Raw genomic sequence first — 15,786 nt, 5'->3', positions numbered from 1 at the left:
GATCTAACTCAAATTGGATGCCCTTCACTTCACATTCGACTTTCCGACCAGTCGTGCCGACCCTTCTCTGCTGAAGGGAAGGCAATCGGCGAAGGCCAGGTCCAGGCTGCCGAAACTGGTGATGGGCCGCTGGGTGGTCCAATGGTAAAGCGCAACCTGGGCATTGGGTGCCAGCTCCAGTTCATAATCCATGCTGATCATTTGCGGGGTCATCAGGCGGAGTTCAGGTTTCAGATCTGCGCCTTGCTGGTGAAAGCCTATCCAGGTCGCTGGCCGGGTCTCCCCGCTGACTTCCACCACCAGGCTGCCATCCGCATACTCCAAGGCTTCTCCAACGGTCATCGGCATCTCTTTACCAGCTCCCGAATACAGCGCCTTGATAGGCTCCGAGAATGTGCTGACCAGGCGTATGCGGGCCTTCACCGGTTCATTGTGGCCATTGCGGATGGTATCCATCAGCAGGTTTCCAAACTTGGTCCGCTTGTGAATCCAGCGGGTGGCCAGCAGCTTCCTGTCTGCCGACCTTCCATAGACAGTTTGCCATGGACGGGGCGACGTGTGTCCGTTAACCTGCTGGCTGGTCTGGCAGTCGAAAAGATGACCTCCGGCATAACCAAGCGGTGCATCATCCATCCATAGTTGCAGCACCGCCGAGGCACCCAGTCCGCCATAAAAGCTGCCATCGCGCTGGACGTCCCAGGGCAGGCCCAGCGGGTCACTCCCACGCTGCCCGCGCCCGCCATGGGCTGCCGCTGGCTCATGGTCCATGTCCACCCCAAAGTTGCCTCCCCGGCTGCGGACGGAATAAGGGACCCAAAGGGAAAAATCCCGCCAGTGCGGATCGGTGAAGATTTCCGGCGCAGTCCCCGCCGCCCGCCCGATCAGGCTCACCCCATGTGCCAGATGCCGCGTCTCCCCTGGGGGGAGAGTCATCAGATGGCGGACCTTCAGGCGGCATTCATCCGGCACCCAGACCAGGCCCGGTATGTGCCCTGAGGATTCCGAACGGAAGGCAATCACAGGCACTGCAGCAGCGGTCTCCTTCCCGACCAGACCGGCAATCCAGCAGGCATCAGGGGCAGGTGTCACCACTCCGTTATCCCCGATCTGCACAGGCTTGAACGAGGAATCCATGAGCCCCGCTGTCCCGGCAGGAAATACGGCGTCCCACTCGATGACCGCCTGCTGGGATTCGGTCCCTGTATTGGTGAATGAATCAGTGAAGACGAGGGATCCGTGGCCAGCTGGCACACCTGTCTGCCGGGAGACCCACACCTGTCCTGCGCGGCCTTCAGACTGGGAGATGATCCCGCCATTGATCTTGCCCTTGTCTTCTGTTTTGAAACGGGTCTGACCGGGTTTGTCCGATTCTACTCCCTGCTGGACATCAAAGAAGTCCGTCAGGTAAGGTGACGGAGTGAGCGCGAAGCCGGAGGCTTCAAAGGCCTGCCCATTGACACTCAGGCGGCCTGTGTCAGGAAACTCGGTCTTGGTCACCCGCCCATCTTCCTGAAAGGCCCAGGACGTGGCGTGCAGATGCATGATGCGGCGTTCTTTGGACAGAGGAACACTGCCTGGTGGCTGGGCAGGTGCTTTGGCGGATGGGCTGCCTGCAGGCCTGGCCGGTGCGGGAGCAGATGTGGCACCCGCTCCTGTCGGGTTTGCCGGCCCCTTGCGCTCCTGTTCCAGAATCAGATCCGCGAGTTTCCAAAGGGAGATGCTTCCGTGGTCATGACCGCAGGCGAGGAGGGAATTATCGGGGGAAAAGGCCAGGCTCCTGACACCGCTGGCCGGGACCGGCCAGGCCGCCAGCAGCCTGCCTGTATCCAGCTCCCAGACCCCGATTGACTGCCGGTGAAACTCGCTTTCTGAGAGGAGGGTGGCAAAACGTTTTTCATCGGGTGACAGGGCGATCACGTCCTTTCCTTGCACCTTGGTTCCCTGTGGCGCGGGATCCAGCCAGCGGGTGAAAGTGGTTCCTTCAAAATTAGTTAGGCAAAGATGGCCATCGAGAGTCAGCCCGAGGCTCAAGCCTGTGGCAGGCAGGGCCATTAACGGGGCTAGGCTTGTCCGCTTCTGGCTGGTAGCAGGTGGGGCACCTGGACGGGCAGGAGCGAGAATTGAAAGCCCACGGCCGCCTTCAGTGATGGATGTCATTTTGCCAGTCTCAAGATCCATGGCGTTCCACGCATCTTTCTGCCTGTCCGCATAGACAAACCGGTTTCCCGGACGGTCCAAAAAACCTTGGGTAATGCGGACATAGGTGGGCGGCTGGTTGGAAAGGGTTTTGGATGCATCCGCCCCCAGACCCTGGCGGAGCACGACGCCAGACTGCTGAATGGTGATGAAGGACTTTCCTTCCGGATCTGCAAAAAGGCTGTTCCCCCATTCACCGGCAGGAGACAGTGATGGCATGCCGAAAGCGGGCTGGGCGGCGACGACCAGTGGCACATCGGGAACGGCACCGGACAGATCTGGCAGCTTCCACGTCACATAGTTTGTGCCTTCATCCGCGACCAAGGCCAGTCCGCCCTCAGCCAAGGCGGGCGTATTGAGCGCATACTCCGGGCAGTAGGGTGCGCTTGCCCGCAAATGGGCCCGGGGTTTGCGGCTGGCGACATCCCAGAGCCAGACGCCTTCCGCCGCCGCCGAAGCCAGCGTGCTGCCATCCCCCAAGAACCGCAGCCAGACGGGAGGCATGACATGCTGATGACGGGGCAGCGTGCCGGCCGGCTTCAAAGTATCCGCACTGAGAATCTCAAACCCGCCATGCCCGGTGACCAGCAGGCGCTTGCCATCTGGCGAGACCGCCCTGCCGGCGGAAAAGCAGCGCTCCACCTTGGCCAGTTCCCTGGCAGAAGACAGCTCGATGACCCGGATCTGGTTGCGCTGGAAGATGACGGCGCGGCGGTTGTCGGGCAGAAACTGGACGTCATAAAAGCCATCCTCCGCATGACCTGAAGAGTTCACCTTCAGCGCATGACCGGAGTCCTTTATGACCCACTTGCTTCCGTTTAGCTGGCAGATGACATAACGGGTATTGTGGCAGGCGGCGAGCCAGCGCCCATCCGGGCTGGTCTGAAAATAGACCTCCCTCATGCCTTCTTCCTCCAGCACATCCATCTTGACCGGCTCAGGATTAAAGGTGGCCAGGGGGAAAGCGACCCACCGGTAGTCTTCCTCCACCTTCCTCCTCAGCCAGACAGCATCCTTGCGCATCATCAGATGGTCTTCGCGGAATTCCCGTTCCTCTGGCAGATCAAAATCATGGCGTCTGAGCTCGCGGCCATCGCGGGCATCCAGCAGGCGGAGGGTCATCTGGCGGGCATGGATGCTGAGCACGGCCACACCGGCGTCCTCCAGCGTGAATGCGGACCCGACGATGGTTTCATCCCGCCGGACCGGCAGGCTCCAAAGCCGCACTCCATCTGCCATGCGGAAGCAGCCAAAGTCACTAGCCACCCAGGCGGGCACGTCTTTGAGCTTGGAGCCGTCGTCTCCTCTGCGGGACTGCGAGCACAAAACATCGCCCCGGTGCGAGAGGCACCACGCGCCGCTGACATTTAAAAGAGCCCGCAGCTGGACCTGCTGGGTCTGCGCATCCGCCTCCCACATGCATAACCGTGCGTGGACGTTGGGCCGGTCAAGGGGCAGGACCCGGGTGAAGATTTTGCCATTGGGATGCCAGATGACCCTGCTGGAGGCAATGGTGGAGGGATTTCCCAAGACCGGGCTGCCGAAGTAACCCTGCAGGCCGGGTGAAGAGTATTTTTCCGCTTCCAGCTTGGGATCAGCCTGCAGAGAACCGGCCAGCAGTGTGCACAGTCCGAGTGTTGATATCCGGGTCGTGATTGAATTCATATCTGTGGAGTTTTCTGAAAGCAGGCTATTGATCATCCCGCTTGACCGAGGGGACTTCATGCTCCTGATGCACGCCGATCATCAAAGTCTCCTTCTGGCGCTGTACGTGCAGCATGAGTATGGGACTTCTAAAGCGTAAGCTGGACTTGGGATCCGGCTGCCTGGCAGCCATCGAAACGTTGCGGCCATTAACTTGGGTGATCAAGTCACCCGCCTGCAGAAGCCGCTTTCCGTCCAGGAGGTAGTCCTCCATGACCCGAAGTGCATTCAAGTGAGAGGGCAGGAGCCACTTGTCCCGCAACCGTTTGTCCAGCAGGGCCACTTTGAGGCCAGATACCAGCTCCCATTCCAGTGACGGAGGCATCACCTGGCTTTCTTTGGGCTCGCCCAGTTGCACATCATAGCGGGCGGACTTTCCATCTCTCAGGATTTGCAGTTCCACCCAATCTCCCTTCTTCAACAGGGTCATACGGGTCATGAGACTGGCAGCACTGGCGACGGAGTGGCTGTTGAGCGTCTTGATAACATCCCCCGGAAGCAGACCGCTGCGGTGTGCTGAACTGCCCGTTTCCACTTGGGCAATGAGGACGCCGCGAGTGCCGGCAGGGAGTGCCATTTTTTGAGCCTGTTCCTGAGTCAAGTTTTGCAACTGCACCCCCATAAAACCCCGTTGTACCCTGCCGTGATCCAGAAGATCCTGGGCCACTTTCAGAGCCAGATTGGAGGGGACGGCGAGGGCGATGTTTTCACTGCCAAAGCGGGCAGCGGTCATCCCGATGATCCGGCCCAGCCCATCCACCAAAGGTCCGCCGGAGTTTCCGGGATGAATGGCGGCATCCGTCTGGAGGAAATCCTGCAAGGAGGTGTTCAATGAACGGATGTCTGAGCGGCCCGTGGCACTAATGATGCCCATGCTCACGGAATGCTCCAGGCCATAGGGATTTCCCAAGGCCAGCACCACGTCACCGGGCTCCACCTGGTTGCTGTCCCCAAAAATACCTGGTGTCCAGGAACCGCTGCGGGCACGCAGGAGCGCCACATCCGTGGAGGGATCCGAGCCGACGATTCCCGCCTCCACCTCCGTCTCCATGCCAGGTGACCGCAGGGTGATGCGCGCGGATCCGGCCACGACATGATGATTGGTCAGGATCAGGCCAGCAGCGGTCAGTACGATGCCGGAGCCGGTTTCTCCCCTCCCCTCCTGCACACGCTGCTTGTTGGCGTCACTGTTCCAGTCGGACGGCGGCAGATCTGGATACCTGGTATTCTGCCACTTCTGGGCAACGACGACGACCATGCTGTTGCGGGCAGCCTTGACCGCATTGCGATAGCTGAACGCCACCTGGTCCGGCTCTTTCAAGGGTGTGGCATCCAAAAGGACGGTCTTGGCCAGATTTTCCACTTCATTGGCGGCCCTGGTTTCCTGATGGCTGCATAGACAGAACACAAGGAGGAGACCCAATGGCTTTTGCTTCATAAATGATTTTTTCAAGACTAAACCAAAGTCTGATTGGAGCTCAAGCTTTCTTATAAGCAGCAGGATTTGCCAGCTGTTAAAGGGATTGCATGGAATGACCGCGAATCTCCGTTATAAATCTCCCTTTCCCATTTCATGAAACTCCTCCTGCTCTCCAGCCTCCTATTGCCCTGCTTCTCGCTCAGCGCCGCCGCGCCTGCTTTTAAGGATCCCAAACCGCAGCGTTACGACATCACCAAGCGCGCCAGCGAGATTGATCCCAAGGCCAAGGAGCATCCGGAGATCGGCTTCGTTTTTGCCGATAAAAAGGGCGCACCCCAGGACATCCAGCATGCCAATGTGGACACCCGCGTGGCTCCGCAGGGGAAGCTGGTGGTCTGGCTGATGGGTTACAACAGCACCCTTTTTGAAAAGGTGAACAGCTACGGCCTGCATGCCATCCAGGTGCATTATGCGAACAAATGGTTCGGCATGATTCCGGGTGACCGCCGCGATGACGGCAAGAGCCTGGGCAACATGCGCCTGGAGGTGACGACCGGCATGGACAGCTCCGACCTGTGCGACATCCCGAAACCGGACAGCATGATGGAGCGGGCCTTCCAGTTTGTGAAATGGCTGTCCAAGGAAAACCCGCAGGGCAAGTGGGAGCAGTTCCTCAATGCCAAGAAGGACGGCCTGGACTGGGAAAAGGTGATCATCTCCGGCTCCTCCCACGGAGCCACCAGTTCCGCCCGTTTCGCCAAGCAGGTGAAGGTGGACCGCGTAGTCTGCTTCTGCGGTCCGCGTGACCAGCTCGACGAATGGCAGGGCTATCCCTCCGCCACGCCGGAGAACCGTTATTTTGGCTTCAGCCATGTGCTGGATACCGGCTGGACGGGCGACCACTACTGCCGCTCCTGGGAGATGATGGGCCTGCACAAATTCGGCCCTATCGCCGATGTGGACATCAGCGCACCGCCGTATGCGAACACGCGCCGGCTCATCACCAACTTTGATGTCAAAGGCGATGCCAAACGCGCCCACAGCTCCGTCACCCCAGGTAAAGCCGCTGCCAAAGGCCCTGATGGCGAGTTTCTGCACGAAGCCGTCTGGCAGTACCTCTTCAATCACCCGGTGGACCAGACCGGCAGCTCCGTGCCGCAGGATGAAGATTGCGTGAAGGATCTGAAAAAATAAGCTGTTCTTTAGCCTGCGATCCGATTCTCATTCGATCCCGTCCCGTCTCACCAAACCAACCCCGTCCCGTTCATGATCACTACACGCCGTCATCTTATTCTTATGGCCACTCTTGGCCTCACCGCCTTTTCCCAGGCTGCTGAAAACCCATTCATTGGCCGCTGGGCTCTGGATCTCGAAGGCGGACGTGCCGGCTGGATCGGGGTGGAGGAAAAGGATGGCGCGCTCAGCTCCAGCGTGCTTTGGGGTGGCGGCAGCGTGGTGCCGACCGAAACAACAAAGCTCGAAGGTGACAGCCTGCTCGTCACCCGCGTCTCCAAGCCCAAGGACAAGCCAGACGCTCCTGTGACCACAGAAACGCTGACCATCAAAGTCTCCGGCGACAAGCTGACCGGCAGCACGGTGAAGACCAAGCCTGACGGCAAGCCCTTTGGCCAGAGCGAATTCACCGGCAAGCGCATCCCCGCCATCCCGGCCAAACCTGACCTGGACAAGGTGAAGTATGGTGAAGCCATCAGCCTTTTCAACGGCAAGGACCTGACCGGCTGGAAGCTCATCAATCCAGAGCATCTGAATGGCTGGAGTGTGGAAAATGGGGCGCTCATCAACCGGGTGGTGAAGGAGAAGGGCAAGCACTTCGGCAACCTGCGCACGGAAGCCGAGTATGAAGACTTCAACCTGAAGCTGGAAGTCCGCACCCAGGAGGCCAGCAACAGCGGCGTCTATCTGCGCGGCATTTATGAAGTGCAGGTCATGGAGAGCTTTGGCAAGCCGCTGGACTCCCACCACATGGGCGCTCTGTACAGCCGCATCACTCCTTCCGTGGCGGCGGAGAAGCCCATTGGCGAATGGCAGACGATGGACATCACCCTGGTGGACCGCCACCTGACGGTGATCCTCAACGGCCAGACCATCATTGACAACCAGCCTGTGCTTGGTTGCACCGGCGGCGCCCTGACCAGCGATGAATCCAAGCCCGGCCCGATCTTCCTCCAGGGTGACCATACGAATGTGGACTTCCGCAACATGGTGCTCCGCCCGGTGGTGAAGTAACCGGACTTGTCCGGCCTGAGGTCAGTTTCCACAGCGGTGCCGCACTCAAGTACGGCACCGCTTTTTTGTGGCCTGCCTGCCGGTCTGACAAACGTGGCTGCAAACAGGGGCGTCAGGCAGGCCGTTGACGGGATTGCGATTGAATCAGGAGCGGGGGCCAGCAGGGCCGCCCGGTCTGCCGCCGCCCCGGCGTTCTTCAGGCTCCTCCGGGGTATGGCCGATGACGATGTCCCAGGTACCGAAGAGTTCGGGACTGCCGGTGGTTTTGGGCTTGAATTCGCGGATGACGGAGAGGCGCTGGGCTTCATCGCCCATGCGGCGGAGCACGCCGTCCTTGTCGTTCTGCGGCACACCGGCGATGTAGAGCTGGGTGGTGAGCATGCGCTTGTCCCCCTGCTTCACGGCCACGTGCCAGTGAATGGTGCGGCCGCTGTAGAGGCCGGGCTTGATGGTGCGAAAGCGGTATTCGCCTTTGGCATTGGTGATGATTTTTCCATATCCCTGGAAGGCGGGATCGCGCTCCTTGTCCTTCTGGGCGCCCCGGCTGTGGATGTAGCATCCATTGTTATCCGCCTGCCACATCTCGATGAGGGCATCCTGGATGGGCTGGCCATCGGCATTGAGAAGGCGGCCGCCGAATTCGGTGACGGTGCCGAGGGCCTGGGCGGCCTGGCCCTGGATCTGCACGAGATCATTGTCCTGGTCCAGCGGCAGGTGGTCCGGGTAGTAAGGCCCTTCCGTGGCCCGTGGAGTGAGCGTGAGGGCTTCGGCATAAAGGCTGCCGGTGAGGATGCCCCCGGTGGTCAGCAGCAGGCTGCGGAGGAGGAGGCGGCGGTCCAGGCGGATGTGGAAAGGGGATGGGTTCATGGCGGCGACGGATGTAACCTGCTAAAGAGACGATAGTTCCGCACGACGGGTCAATCAGCAGCAGGGATTTCGAGAATCTGCACCCCGCCGCTCAGGATGGGGGTTTTGGAGGCGGGCAGTCCGCCTGTGGGGAGCTGAGGCAGGAGGAAGTAGCCCTGGGCTTTCACCTGCCCGGAACTCTGCGGGATGACGATGCCCAGGTATTTGACCTTGCGCTTCACCTTGGAATCCAGCTCGGTGAGGGTGAAGGTGCCGTTGAGGAGACCGGAGGATTTATTGATGCGCAGAGTGGTGCGGGCGGGGTTTTCCAGACTGCCGGAAGCCGGCAGGATGGCCTTGAAGGCGCTGCTGAGCTCAAAAGCAGCGAGGTCAGGATCGGTATCCGAAAGGGCCAGGCCGCCATCCGTAAACTTCACCGCCGGGCTGCCGGGCTGGGGCAGGCCAAGGACGGTGCCACCGGAGGATTTCGGGGCCAGGTAGCCGCCTGAGAGGTTAATCGCCAGGGGGCCAAAGCCGTCCGGGTAGGTGCGGGAGGCATCGGCGGGTTTCAGCCAGGACACGTTCCCAGCGAGTCTGTTTTCAGCGGGGATGCCGGTCTCGTCCAAGGGCAGTTGAATGCGAAAACTGCCCGCTAAAGTGCCCTGGTGTTTGTAGAGGGATTGATAAAGCGCTGTCTGGCCCCCGATGCCGATGCCACCAGAACTGGTGACCTTGTCTCCGGCGGCGGATCGGCCCGCGATGGAGGCGATGCCGGCGGTATTGACCCGGAGGGCGAGGTAACCGGTGCCCTGGGGAATGGCCTCCTGGGCGATGTCATCGGGTTCACTGAGGTTTAAACCGGCGCTGTAATAACCCATTTGGTCCAGTGCGGGGGCCGTCTTGGCATGCCATGGGATGCGCCAGCCGGTGACCGCCGCGCTGCCATGGGTGCCGCTGATGAGCTGCGTGTCTGCATCCAGCGTCAGGTTGAGCACCTGATCAAGAATGCTGACGCTGGCCTGGGTGTCGCCTTCAGTGAGGAAGCCTTTGGCGGCTTTGGTGGACTTGCCGGTGGTGACTTTGATGGAAAAGGAACCGAGAGCGGTGGTGGTGAGGGTGAAGCGGCTGCCGAGGCCGGCATTGGCGGTGGCATCGCGCGCAATGACGCCGGTGAAGCTGCCGACCCAATGAGCCGGCATGGGACGGACGGTGAGGGTGCCGGACCGGGGCTGGCTTTTCCCGGCGGGATTGCTGGCGATGACCTGAACGGTGAAGTCGCCATGCTCTTTGGGAATGCCGCTGATGATGCCGGTTTTGGCGGCCACCTTCAGCCCCTTGGGAAGGCCGGTGACTTTATAGCTGCGAGGGTAATGGGTGGCGGTGAGGGTGGCGGTGTATTCGGCCCCGATGTGGGTGCTGCCGAGGGTGATGTCATCCAGCACGGGGAGGGTATAGATGGTGCGGGTGGAAAGGAGGAAACTTTTGGAGGTGATGACGTTTTCAGCATCCGTCACCTGGATGCGAAAGTCGTAATGGCTGGCCGTGGTGGGCTTGCCGCTGAGGATGCCTTCAGGACTTATCCGGGTGCCTGGAGGCAGCCTGCCGCTGAGCAGGGCCCAGGTGTAGGGGGCGGTGCCGCCTTCTGCGGTGAAGGCCAGGCTGTAATCTTCCCCCTTCATGCCATACGGCAGGGTTTCTTCGTTAACGATGGCGATGGGGGAGAGGGTGATGGTGAGGCTGAGCGGTCTGGTATTGACCAGTTGATGGGCATCCACGACCCGGAGGGTAAACTGGCTGCTGCCGGGCTGGGTGGGCACACCGCTGATAATTCCTGAGCTGCTTAGAGAAAGGCCTGCAGGCAGGCTGCCGGAGGCGAGCGTCCAGGCATACGGAGCGGTGCCGCCGCTGGCAGTCAGCGCGGTGGAGTAAGGGGCGCCTTCGCTGCCTTCCGGCAGGGGGTCGGTGGAGGTGACGAGAACTGTCTGCGCGGCGATGACCAGGGTGAAGGTTCTTTCACCGCTGCGGTCTTCATCATCCGTCACCTCAACGGTGAAGCTGAACGTCCCGGCCTGGGAAGGGAATCCGCTGAGCACCCCACCTGGACTGAGGCTGAAGCCAGGCGGCAGGCTCCCGGCGGAGACCTGATACACAAAAGGGGCCGTCCCGCTGGTGATGGAAAACGTCCGCGAATAAGGAACCTGCAGGACGCCACCAGGGAGGAGGGGTACCTGGGTGAAGGTGAGGATGGAGTCCTGCCAGTCTGGAATGCCATCCTGGTCGGCATCCACGATGCGGTTCAAATTCAGCCTTCCGTTTGTACGCACCTTGCCCTGGAGGGAGGTCTTCACATCCACATTGGACAGGATGCGTTCCTTGCGCTGGGCTACGGTGTCGTTGGGAAAATTTTGCGCAGCAAAGGCGACCGCCCCGGCGACCTGAGGCGTGGCCATGGAGGTGCCGTCGAGATATTTATAGCCCGGTGCCGATGTGAGGGTGCCGCTGGCGGGCAGGCTGGCCAGGATGGACTGGCCGGCCGCCTGGGAAATGGAGAACGCGGGGATCCACGGACCTGCGCTGCCGAGCGTGCCCGCATACAGACCGGCCACGTTGTTATAGATCACCGCCGCAATGGCTCCGGCGGCTTTGGCATTGGCGACCTTGACCGAAAAGTCCAGCGTGCCGCGCGCGATGAGGGCAATTTTCCCGCTCACGGAAGGAGGAAAGTCGGACGGATAACCGAGGCCGCAATGGATGATCTGTCCGGTGAATCCGGAGGTGCTGCCTGCAAAGGCCATGGGCAGGGCATCATGGGTGCCGCTGCCCACCTGGAAAGCATAGGCGGTGGGGGCGGTGGAAAGGATGTTGGAACCGGGGGCGGCGAGGTCCACAGAGGTACTACCGAAGTTGGAGAAACTGGACAGGGTGTCGTTCTGCGTAGAGGAAGCGACAGTGATGATGTTGGCCAGGCCATACGAGGCCGGATAAGAGGGAGTGGTGTTATTGTTGACGCTTTCATTGCCTGCTGCGGCGCAGAGGATGATGCCTTCAACTCCGGCGGTCTGGATGGCCGCGCGCTCAGCATTGCTGTAGCCGGAGCCGCCATAGGAGGCATTGAGGGCCACCAGATTCACCCCGCGCCTTTTCATGGACACGGCGTATTCCATGGCCTCAATGACGGCGGAGGTGCTCATGGTATCCCCGTTGGCAGAGACTTTGAGCGCCATGATCCGCACATGGTCATTGATGCCGATGACACCGGAGCTGTTGTTTCCCTGCGCGGCGATGGTGCCCGCGATGTGGGTGCCGTGGTCGCTGATGTCGGAAGGGTCAGACAGGTCCTCGACAAAGTCATAACCATAGTAATCGTCCACGTAGCCGTTGCCGTCGTCATCAATGTTGTTGTCCGGGATTTCCTGGCTGTTGGTCCACATGCGGGGGGCCAGTTCCGGGTGGGTGACGTCCACGCCGGTATCAATCACAGCCACCACCAGTTCCTCCGTGGGCGGACGGGCTATGGCCATCGCCTCCAGATATTTGACATCCGCCCCGCTGGTGCCGGTGACTCCGTCCACGGTCTGGCCGGTGTTGCGCAGCGCCCACTGTTCGCTGAAACGGCTGTCGTTTGGGATGGCCTTGATGTAGCGCAGATAGTTAGGCTCAACGGACTCGATGCTGGGGTCGTTCTGAAGCTCGGTGATGAGATCCTGGGTCTTTTTTCCACGCTCACGCACCAGGCCCATGGGCTTCCGGCGCAAATGGGAGAGCTCTTCGTAACGACGCTGAAACCGGAGCGAGCGCCGCTGCAAGGACGACTCTGCCGTGCGCTGGGTGACCGCACTCTTGAAGGTCACGATCACCTCACCCTCCACATACTCCGGCGGGGACTGGGCCATCCCTGGCGCAGCCATCCATGAGGCCAGGACAATGAGCAGTCCGCAAAGACGGCGAACCTGGGGGAAAGGAAAAACCATGTCTGGATAAGATGCCTTGCATCCGTGCAGGGTTCATTCTTTTTTTGCCGGCGGGCCTGCTCTTGACTTTTCCCACGCATTTTTCAGCGGGGCAGTGTCATTACTCGATGTTCTGAACTTGCTCGCGGATTTTCTCCAGCTCGGTTTTGGCGCTGACCACGGCATGGGCGATTTCGGCATTGTTGCACTTAGAGCCCATGGTGTTGAACTCGCGGAAGAACTCCTGGACCAGGAAGTCCAGGCTGCGGCCCACGGGCTCTGAGGATGTGAGGTAGGTGCGGAACTGCTTCAGGTGGCTGGCGGCGCGGGAGAGCTCTTCGGAGATGTCCGTGCGGTCGGCAAAAAGGGCGATCTCTTTGAGCAGGCGCTCGTCATCCAGAGGCAGTGGCAGACCGGCCTGCTCCAGCCGCTGGCGCAAGACCTGGCGCTGATGCTCAGGGACGAGCGGTGCTTTGGCCTCGATGACGGCGGCGTAGGCTTCGATGGTCTTCAGGCGCGTCTCCATTTCTTCACGCAGGTGATCCCCCTCAGTGCCACGCATGATGCGAAGCTGGTCCAGCGCAGCGGCCAGTGCCTGCTGGATGGCAGGCCAGGCGGCCTCAGGATCGGACTTGGCGGATTCGCCGGTCAGCACGCCCGGCAGGCGGACGATCTCACTGAGGCTGATCTCCGGGGAGATGCCGAGCTTGCCTGCCAGGTCGCGCAGGCTCTGTACATACCCGGCAGCGATGGTTTCATCCAGGTGAGGAAGCTGGGAGGTTTCGGCGGCATCGCTGCGGATGAGGACATTGATCCGTCCCCGCGAGCAGACGGCGGAGACCTGGTTGCGCACCTGCGTTTCCAGATCGTTCAGATCACGCGGGAGGTTGATGGAGACCTCCAGCTGCTTGCGGTTCACACTGCTGCACTCCACCACCCAAGTGGTGCCTTCCTGCCGCGATTCCCCACGGCCAAATCCTGTCATGCTTTTCATGGCCGCGACAGAAGCGGGTGGAAGGCCGGGTGGCAACCCTGGGTGTTGGGTAAGTTGGGGGTCATAGGTTTAATCCTCTTCATCAGCCAAGCGGAGAACTGAGCTTCTCAGCGCTGGGCTTATCCAAAAGCGTCCCCGAAGACTGAGGTCATTCAAAAGAGGCTTCAGCCTGGAAATCAAGCCGCGAGATTTTGCGTCTAACAAAATGCCTAGCAACCCCATGGTCTTCATTCCGAGTTTTTGAGCGGCCAAACGCCCGGCAGCTTCATCAATCAAAATGATGTCGGCCTCCAGCCACACAGCCAGCTTCATGGCATCGCTCTCGCCGGGATCAAGGGGCGGATCCAAGACGAGATCAGGCCACAACAATGTTGGCCAATGCACTTGTATGAAGGCAGGAAAGTTCAATCCTTTGAAACGGGCGTCCTCGCTTACGAGGCGTTCAAACTCCTGTTTGACCGTTATCGGCGCATGTACTTCATCGAAAACTTTTGCCAGAGACTGCTCTTGGCCAATCAGGCAAAGATTCAGCACAACCGAAGTGTCGGTGATGACGGTCACTTGGAATGCAGTGACTCAAGAGTTCGAAGATCCTCCTTTAACATTTCGTCGGTGTAGGACGAAATTTGTCTGCGATAGAGTTCTTCATCAAAAGCCTGGCGGTCCAGGCCGGCAAGTCTGGCGGCGGCGTTCCTCGAAAGCCGGCTGCCTGCATAAAGGGAGCAGGCCAGTTCCAAAAGCAGGTCACTCTCGTGAAACTCCGCCAGGGCGGGGTCATCTGGTAGAGTCAGTGTCATGGTGGTATGATAAGGGCTGGATTGGCTTCTGCCAAGAACGGCTTTCATCAACTGGCAGGCTCAAAGACAGAGTAAAACGGCCATTCAGGGAGGTCGGGAAGGCCGTGGGTTTCTTGTTCAAAGAGGCCTTTGTCCTGGCGGTGAATGAGGTGCTCGATTTGGGGGTGGACGTCGGTCAGGAAGGGGGAGGTGAGGAGGTTGGGGAGAATCTTGCGGTCGTATTCGGTGAGTGGGACGGGGTGTGATGCTTCCCTCGGAATCATGAGGAAGGGGTGGACTTGGCGGGCGGTCTTTTGGCGGAGGGTGGAGAGGATCAGAAAACCGGCGGGGTCGGTGTCGCCGAAATGGTGGAGAGAGAAGCCGGGTGGAAGGAGTTCGATGAGGCGAAGCACGGCGCGGTTGGGGAAGGAACAGCCGATGAGCAGGGTGTCGCCGGCCTGGTTTTTGGCGGCGAGAGCGGGGAGGGTGGTCTTGGAGTTTTCGACGGTGAGCAGGCGCGTGGCAGGGGTGCTGATGCGGATGGCGCGCTCGAGATCGGGCAGGAGCGGCAGGGTATAAACGCCCTTCATTTCATGGATGGGCTGGCTGTTGCCATCGGCATAATGAAGGGTGAGTTTTCCGGCGACTTCGACTTTGGGTTCGGTGAGCAGAAGGCCGCAGGATTCGAGGGTGGTGGGGCGTTCGTAAAAACTGGTTAGGCAGGATTCCAGGCGTGACTGGAGGTTTTCGAGATCCTTGCTGCCGAGTCCGAGGCTGGTGCTGGCCTCGCGGATAGGGGTGGCTTCGGTCCATGCGATGGAAGTGAAGCGATGGACGAGCGTTATGAGCTGGCGGACCTTGTCCGGCTCTTTCCAGGTGAGCGGCTGGAGGTTCTTTTCCTGCTGGAAGGTGCTTTGGATGCGATCGCACCACTGCTGCCAGAGCTCGGGGTAGAGGGGATGAGTTAGTTGGCGGAGTTCTGCTATGACAGACAATGTTTCCTGATGAAGCTGGGCGGCGGGAATGTGGCCAAAGGTGGCGATGAGCCAGGGTTCGCTTTCGAGTGGGATGATGACCTTCTCGATGAGATACTTGCGGTATTTGTGGGTATGAAACTGGAGCTGGGGCAGTTTTTTCAGGTCCCTTTCAGCGGCCTGGCGATCTTCTACTTTCAGGAGGCCGTTTTCATCGAGCAGTTTGATCCAGTCATACCTGAAGGCGACCTTTCCGGGGGAGAGGCGGCTTCCGCGTGCGGCGTGCCATTTTCGGAAGAGGGTCTGGAGCCAGGCGGGATGCATGGGGTGGCGCTGCGGTTTAGGAGACCCGAACGATATGATTTTCAGTGGCTGCTGCTATCATCGGATACGGGGTTTCCAAAATCAAACCCTCCGCAGTCTCCATCCATTTCATAGCGGGTTTTGTAACCGAAGGCTTCCATGTTCCGAATGAATGCCCCGATGCAGTTCAAGCAGTAGTAGAGGGCTGACATTTCATCGCTGCCGTGGACGGTCTTGACCTGCGGATGAATGATGTCGCATTTCCAGTCGCAAGCCCAGCCGGCATAAGGATCAGGACGAGGTCCCTCCATCGTCAGAACGGCTTCTTTTTCGATGCCGTCCTTGGTGATGAAAAGGGTGCGTTGCATAGCGGGCT

At 60.0% G+C, this 15,786-nt stretch carries 11 protein-coding genes; 2 read left to right on the top strand and 9 right to left on the bottom strand.

The annotated features are described in order from the left end of the window. Nucleotides 1–24: 24 nt before the first annotated feature. Complete coding sequence (locus WJU23_RS02035; protein ID WP_346330857.1) at nt 25–3,861, bottom strand: hypothetical protein; 3,837 nt, start codon at nt 3,859–3,861, stop codon at nt 25–27. Nucleotides 3,862–3,886: 25 nt separating this feature from the next. Beyond that, nucleotides 3,887–5,338 (bottom strand): trypsin-like peptidase domain-containing protein, encoded by a 1,452-nt coding sequence (locus tag WJU23_RS02030; protein WP_346330856.1) that lies wholly within the window; start codon nt 5,336–5,338, stop codon nt 3,887–3,889. 135 nt (nt 5,339–5,473) lie between these two features. Here WJU23_RS02030 and WJU23_RS02025 point away from each other — a divergent pair, with 135 nt between their 5' ends. After that, on the top strand, nt 5,474–6,514 hold the full coding sequence (locus WJU23_RS02025) for a hypothetical protein (RefSeq protein ID WP_346330855.1): 1,041 nt from the start codon (nt 5,474–5,476) through the stop codon (nt 6,512–6,514). Nucleotides 6,515–6,586: 72 nt separating this feature from the next. Next, nucleotides 6,587–7,567, top strand: a complete 981-nt coding sequence (locus WJU23_RS02020; protein ID WP_346330854.1) for a DUF1080 domain-containing protein — start codon at nt 6,587–6,589, stop codon at nt 7,565–7,567. A gap of 144 nt (nt 7,568–7,711) precedes the next feature. Here the strand turns inward: WJU23_RS02020 and WJU23_RS02015 are convergent, their stop codons facing one another. From WJU23_RS02015 to WJU23_RS01985, 7 genes are all read right to left on the bottom strand, one after another. After that, complete coding sequence (locus WJU23_RS02015; RefSeq protein WP_346330853.1) at nt 7,712–8,434, bottom strand: intradiol ring-cleavage dioxygenase; 723 nt, start codon at nt 8,432–8,434, stop codon at nt 7,712–7,714. A gap of 50 nt (nt 8,435–8,484) precedes the next feature. Further along, nucleotides 8,485–12,384 carry a S8 family serine peptidase gene (locus WJU23_RS02010; RefSeq protein WP_346330852.1) on the bottom strand — a complete coding sequence of 1,300 codons (3,900 nt, stop codon included), beginning with the start codon at nt 12,382–12,384 and terminating at the stop codon, nt 8,485–8,487. A gap of 100 nt (nt 12,385–12,484) precedes the next feature. Then, nucleotides 12,485–13,357: a YicC/YloC family endoribonuclease gene (locus WJU23_RS02005; protein ID WP_346330851.1), complete on the bottom strand. Its 873-nt coding sequence runs from the start codon at nt 13,355–13,357 to the stop codon at nt 12,485–12,487. Nucleotides 13,358–13,426: 69 nt separating this feature from the next. Further along, the gene (locus WJU23_RS02000) at nt 13,427–13,918 is read right to left on the bottom strand and encodes a DUF3368 domain-containing protein (protein ID WP_346330850.1); all 492 of its coding nucleotides are present in this window, start codon (nt 13,916–13,918) and stop codon (nt 13,427–13,429) included. After that, on the bottom strand, nt 13,915–14,154 hold the full coding sequence (locus WJU23_RS01995; protein WP_346330849.1) for a UPF0175 family protein: 240 nt from the start codon (nt 14,152–14,154) through the stop codon (nt 13,915–13,917). Before WJU23_RS01995 ends, WJU23_RS02000 begins: the two co-directional genes overlap by 4 nt. A gap of 47 nt (nt 14,155–14,201) precedes the next feature. Beyond that, nucleotides 14,202–15,431, bottom strand: coding sequence for a Wadjet anti-phage system protein JetD domain-containing protein (locus tag WJU23_RS01990; protein WP_346330848.1), 1,230 nt, complete (start codon nt 15,429–15,431; stop codon nt 14,202–14,204). A gap of 41 nt (nt 15,432–15,472) precedes the next feature. Beyond that, the gene (locus WJU23_RS01985) at nt 15,473–15,778 is read right to left on the bottom strand and encodes a hypothetical protein (RefSeq protein ID WP_346330847.1); all 306 of its coding nucleotides are present in this window, start codon (nt 15,776–15,778) and stop codon (nt 15,473–15,475) included. Nucleotides 15,779–15,786 lie beyond the last annotated feature (8 nt).

Source organism: Prosthecobacter sp. SYSU 5D2, assembly GCF_039655865.1.
Classification (GTDB): Bacteria; Verrucomicrobiota; Verrucomicrobiia; order Verrucomicrobiales; family Verrucomicrobiaceae; genus Prosthecobacter.
The sequence above is the reverse complement of the archived record's forward strand: the minus strand, read 5'-3'. Positions and strand labels throughout refer to the sequence as shown.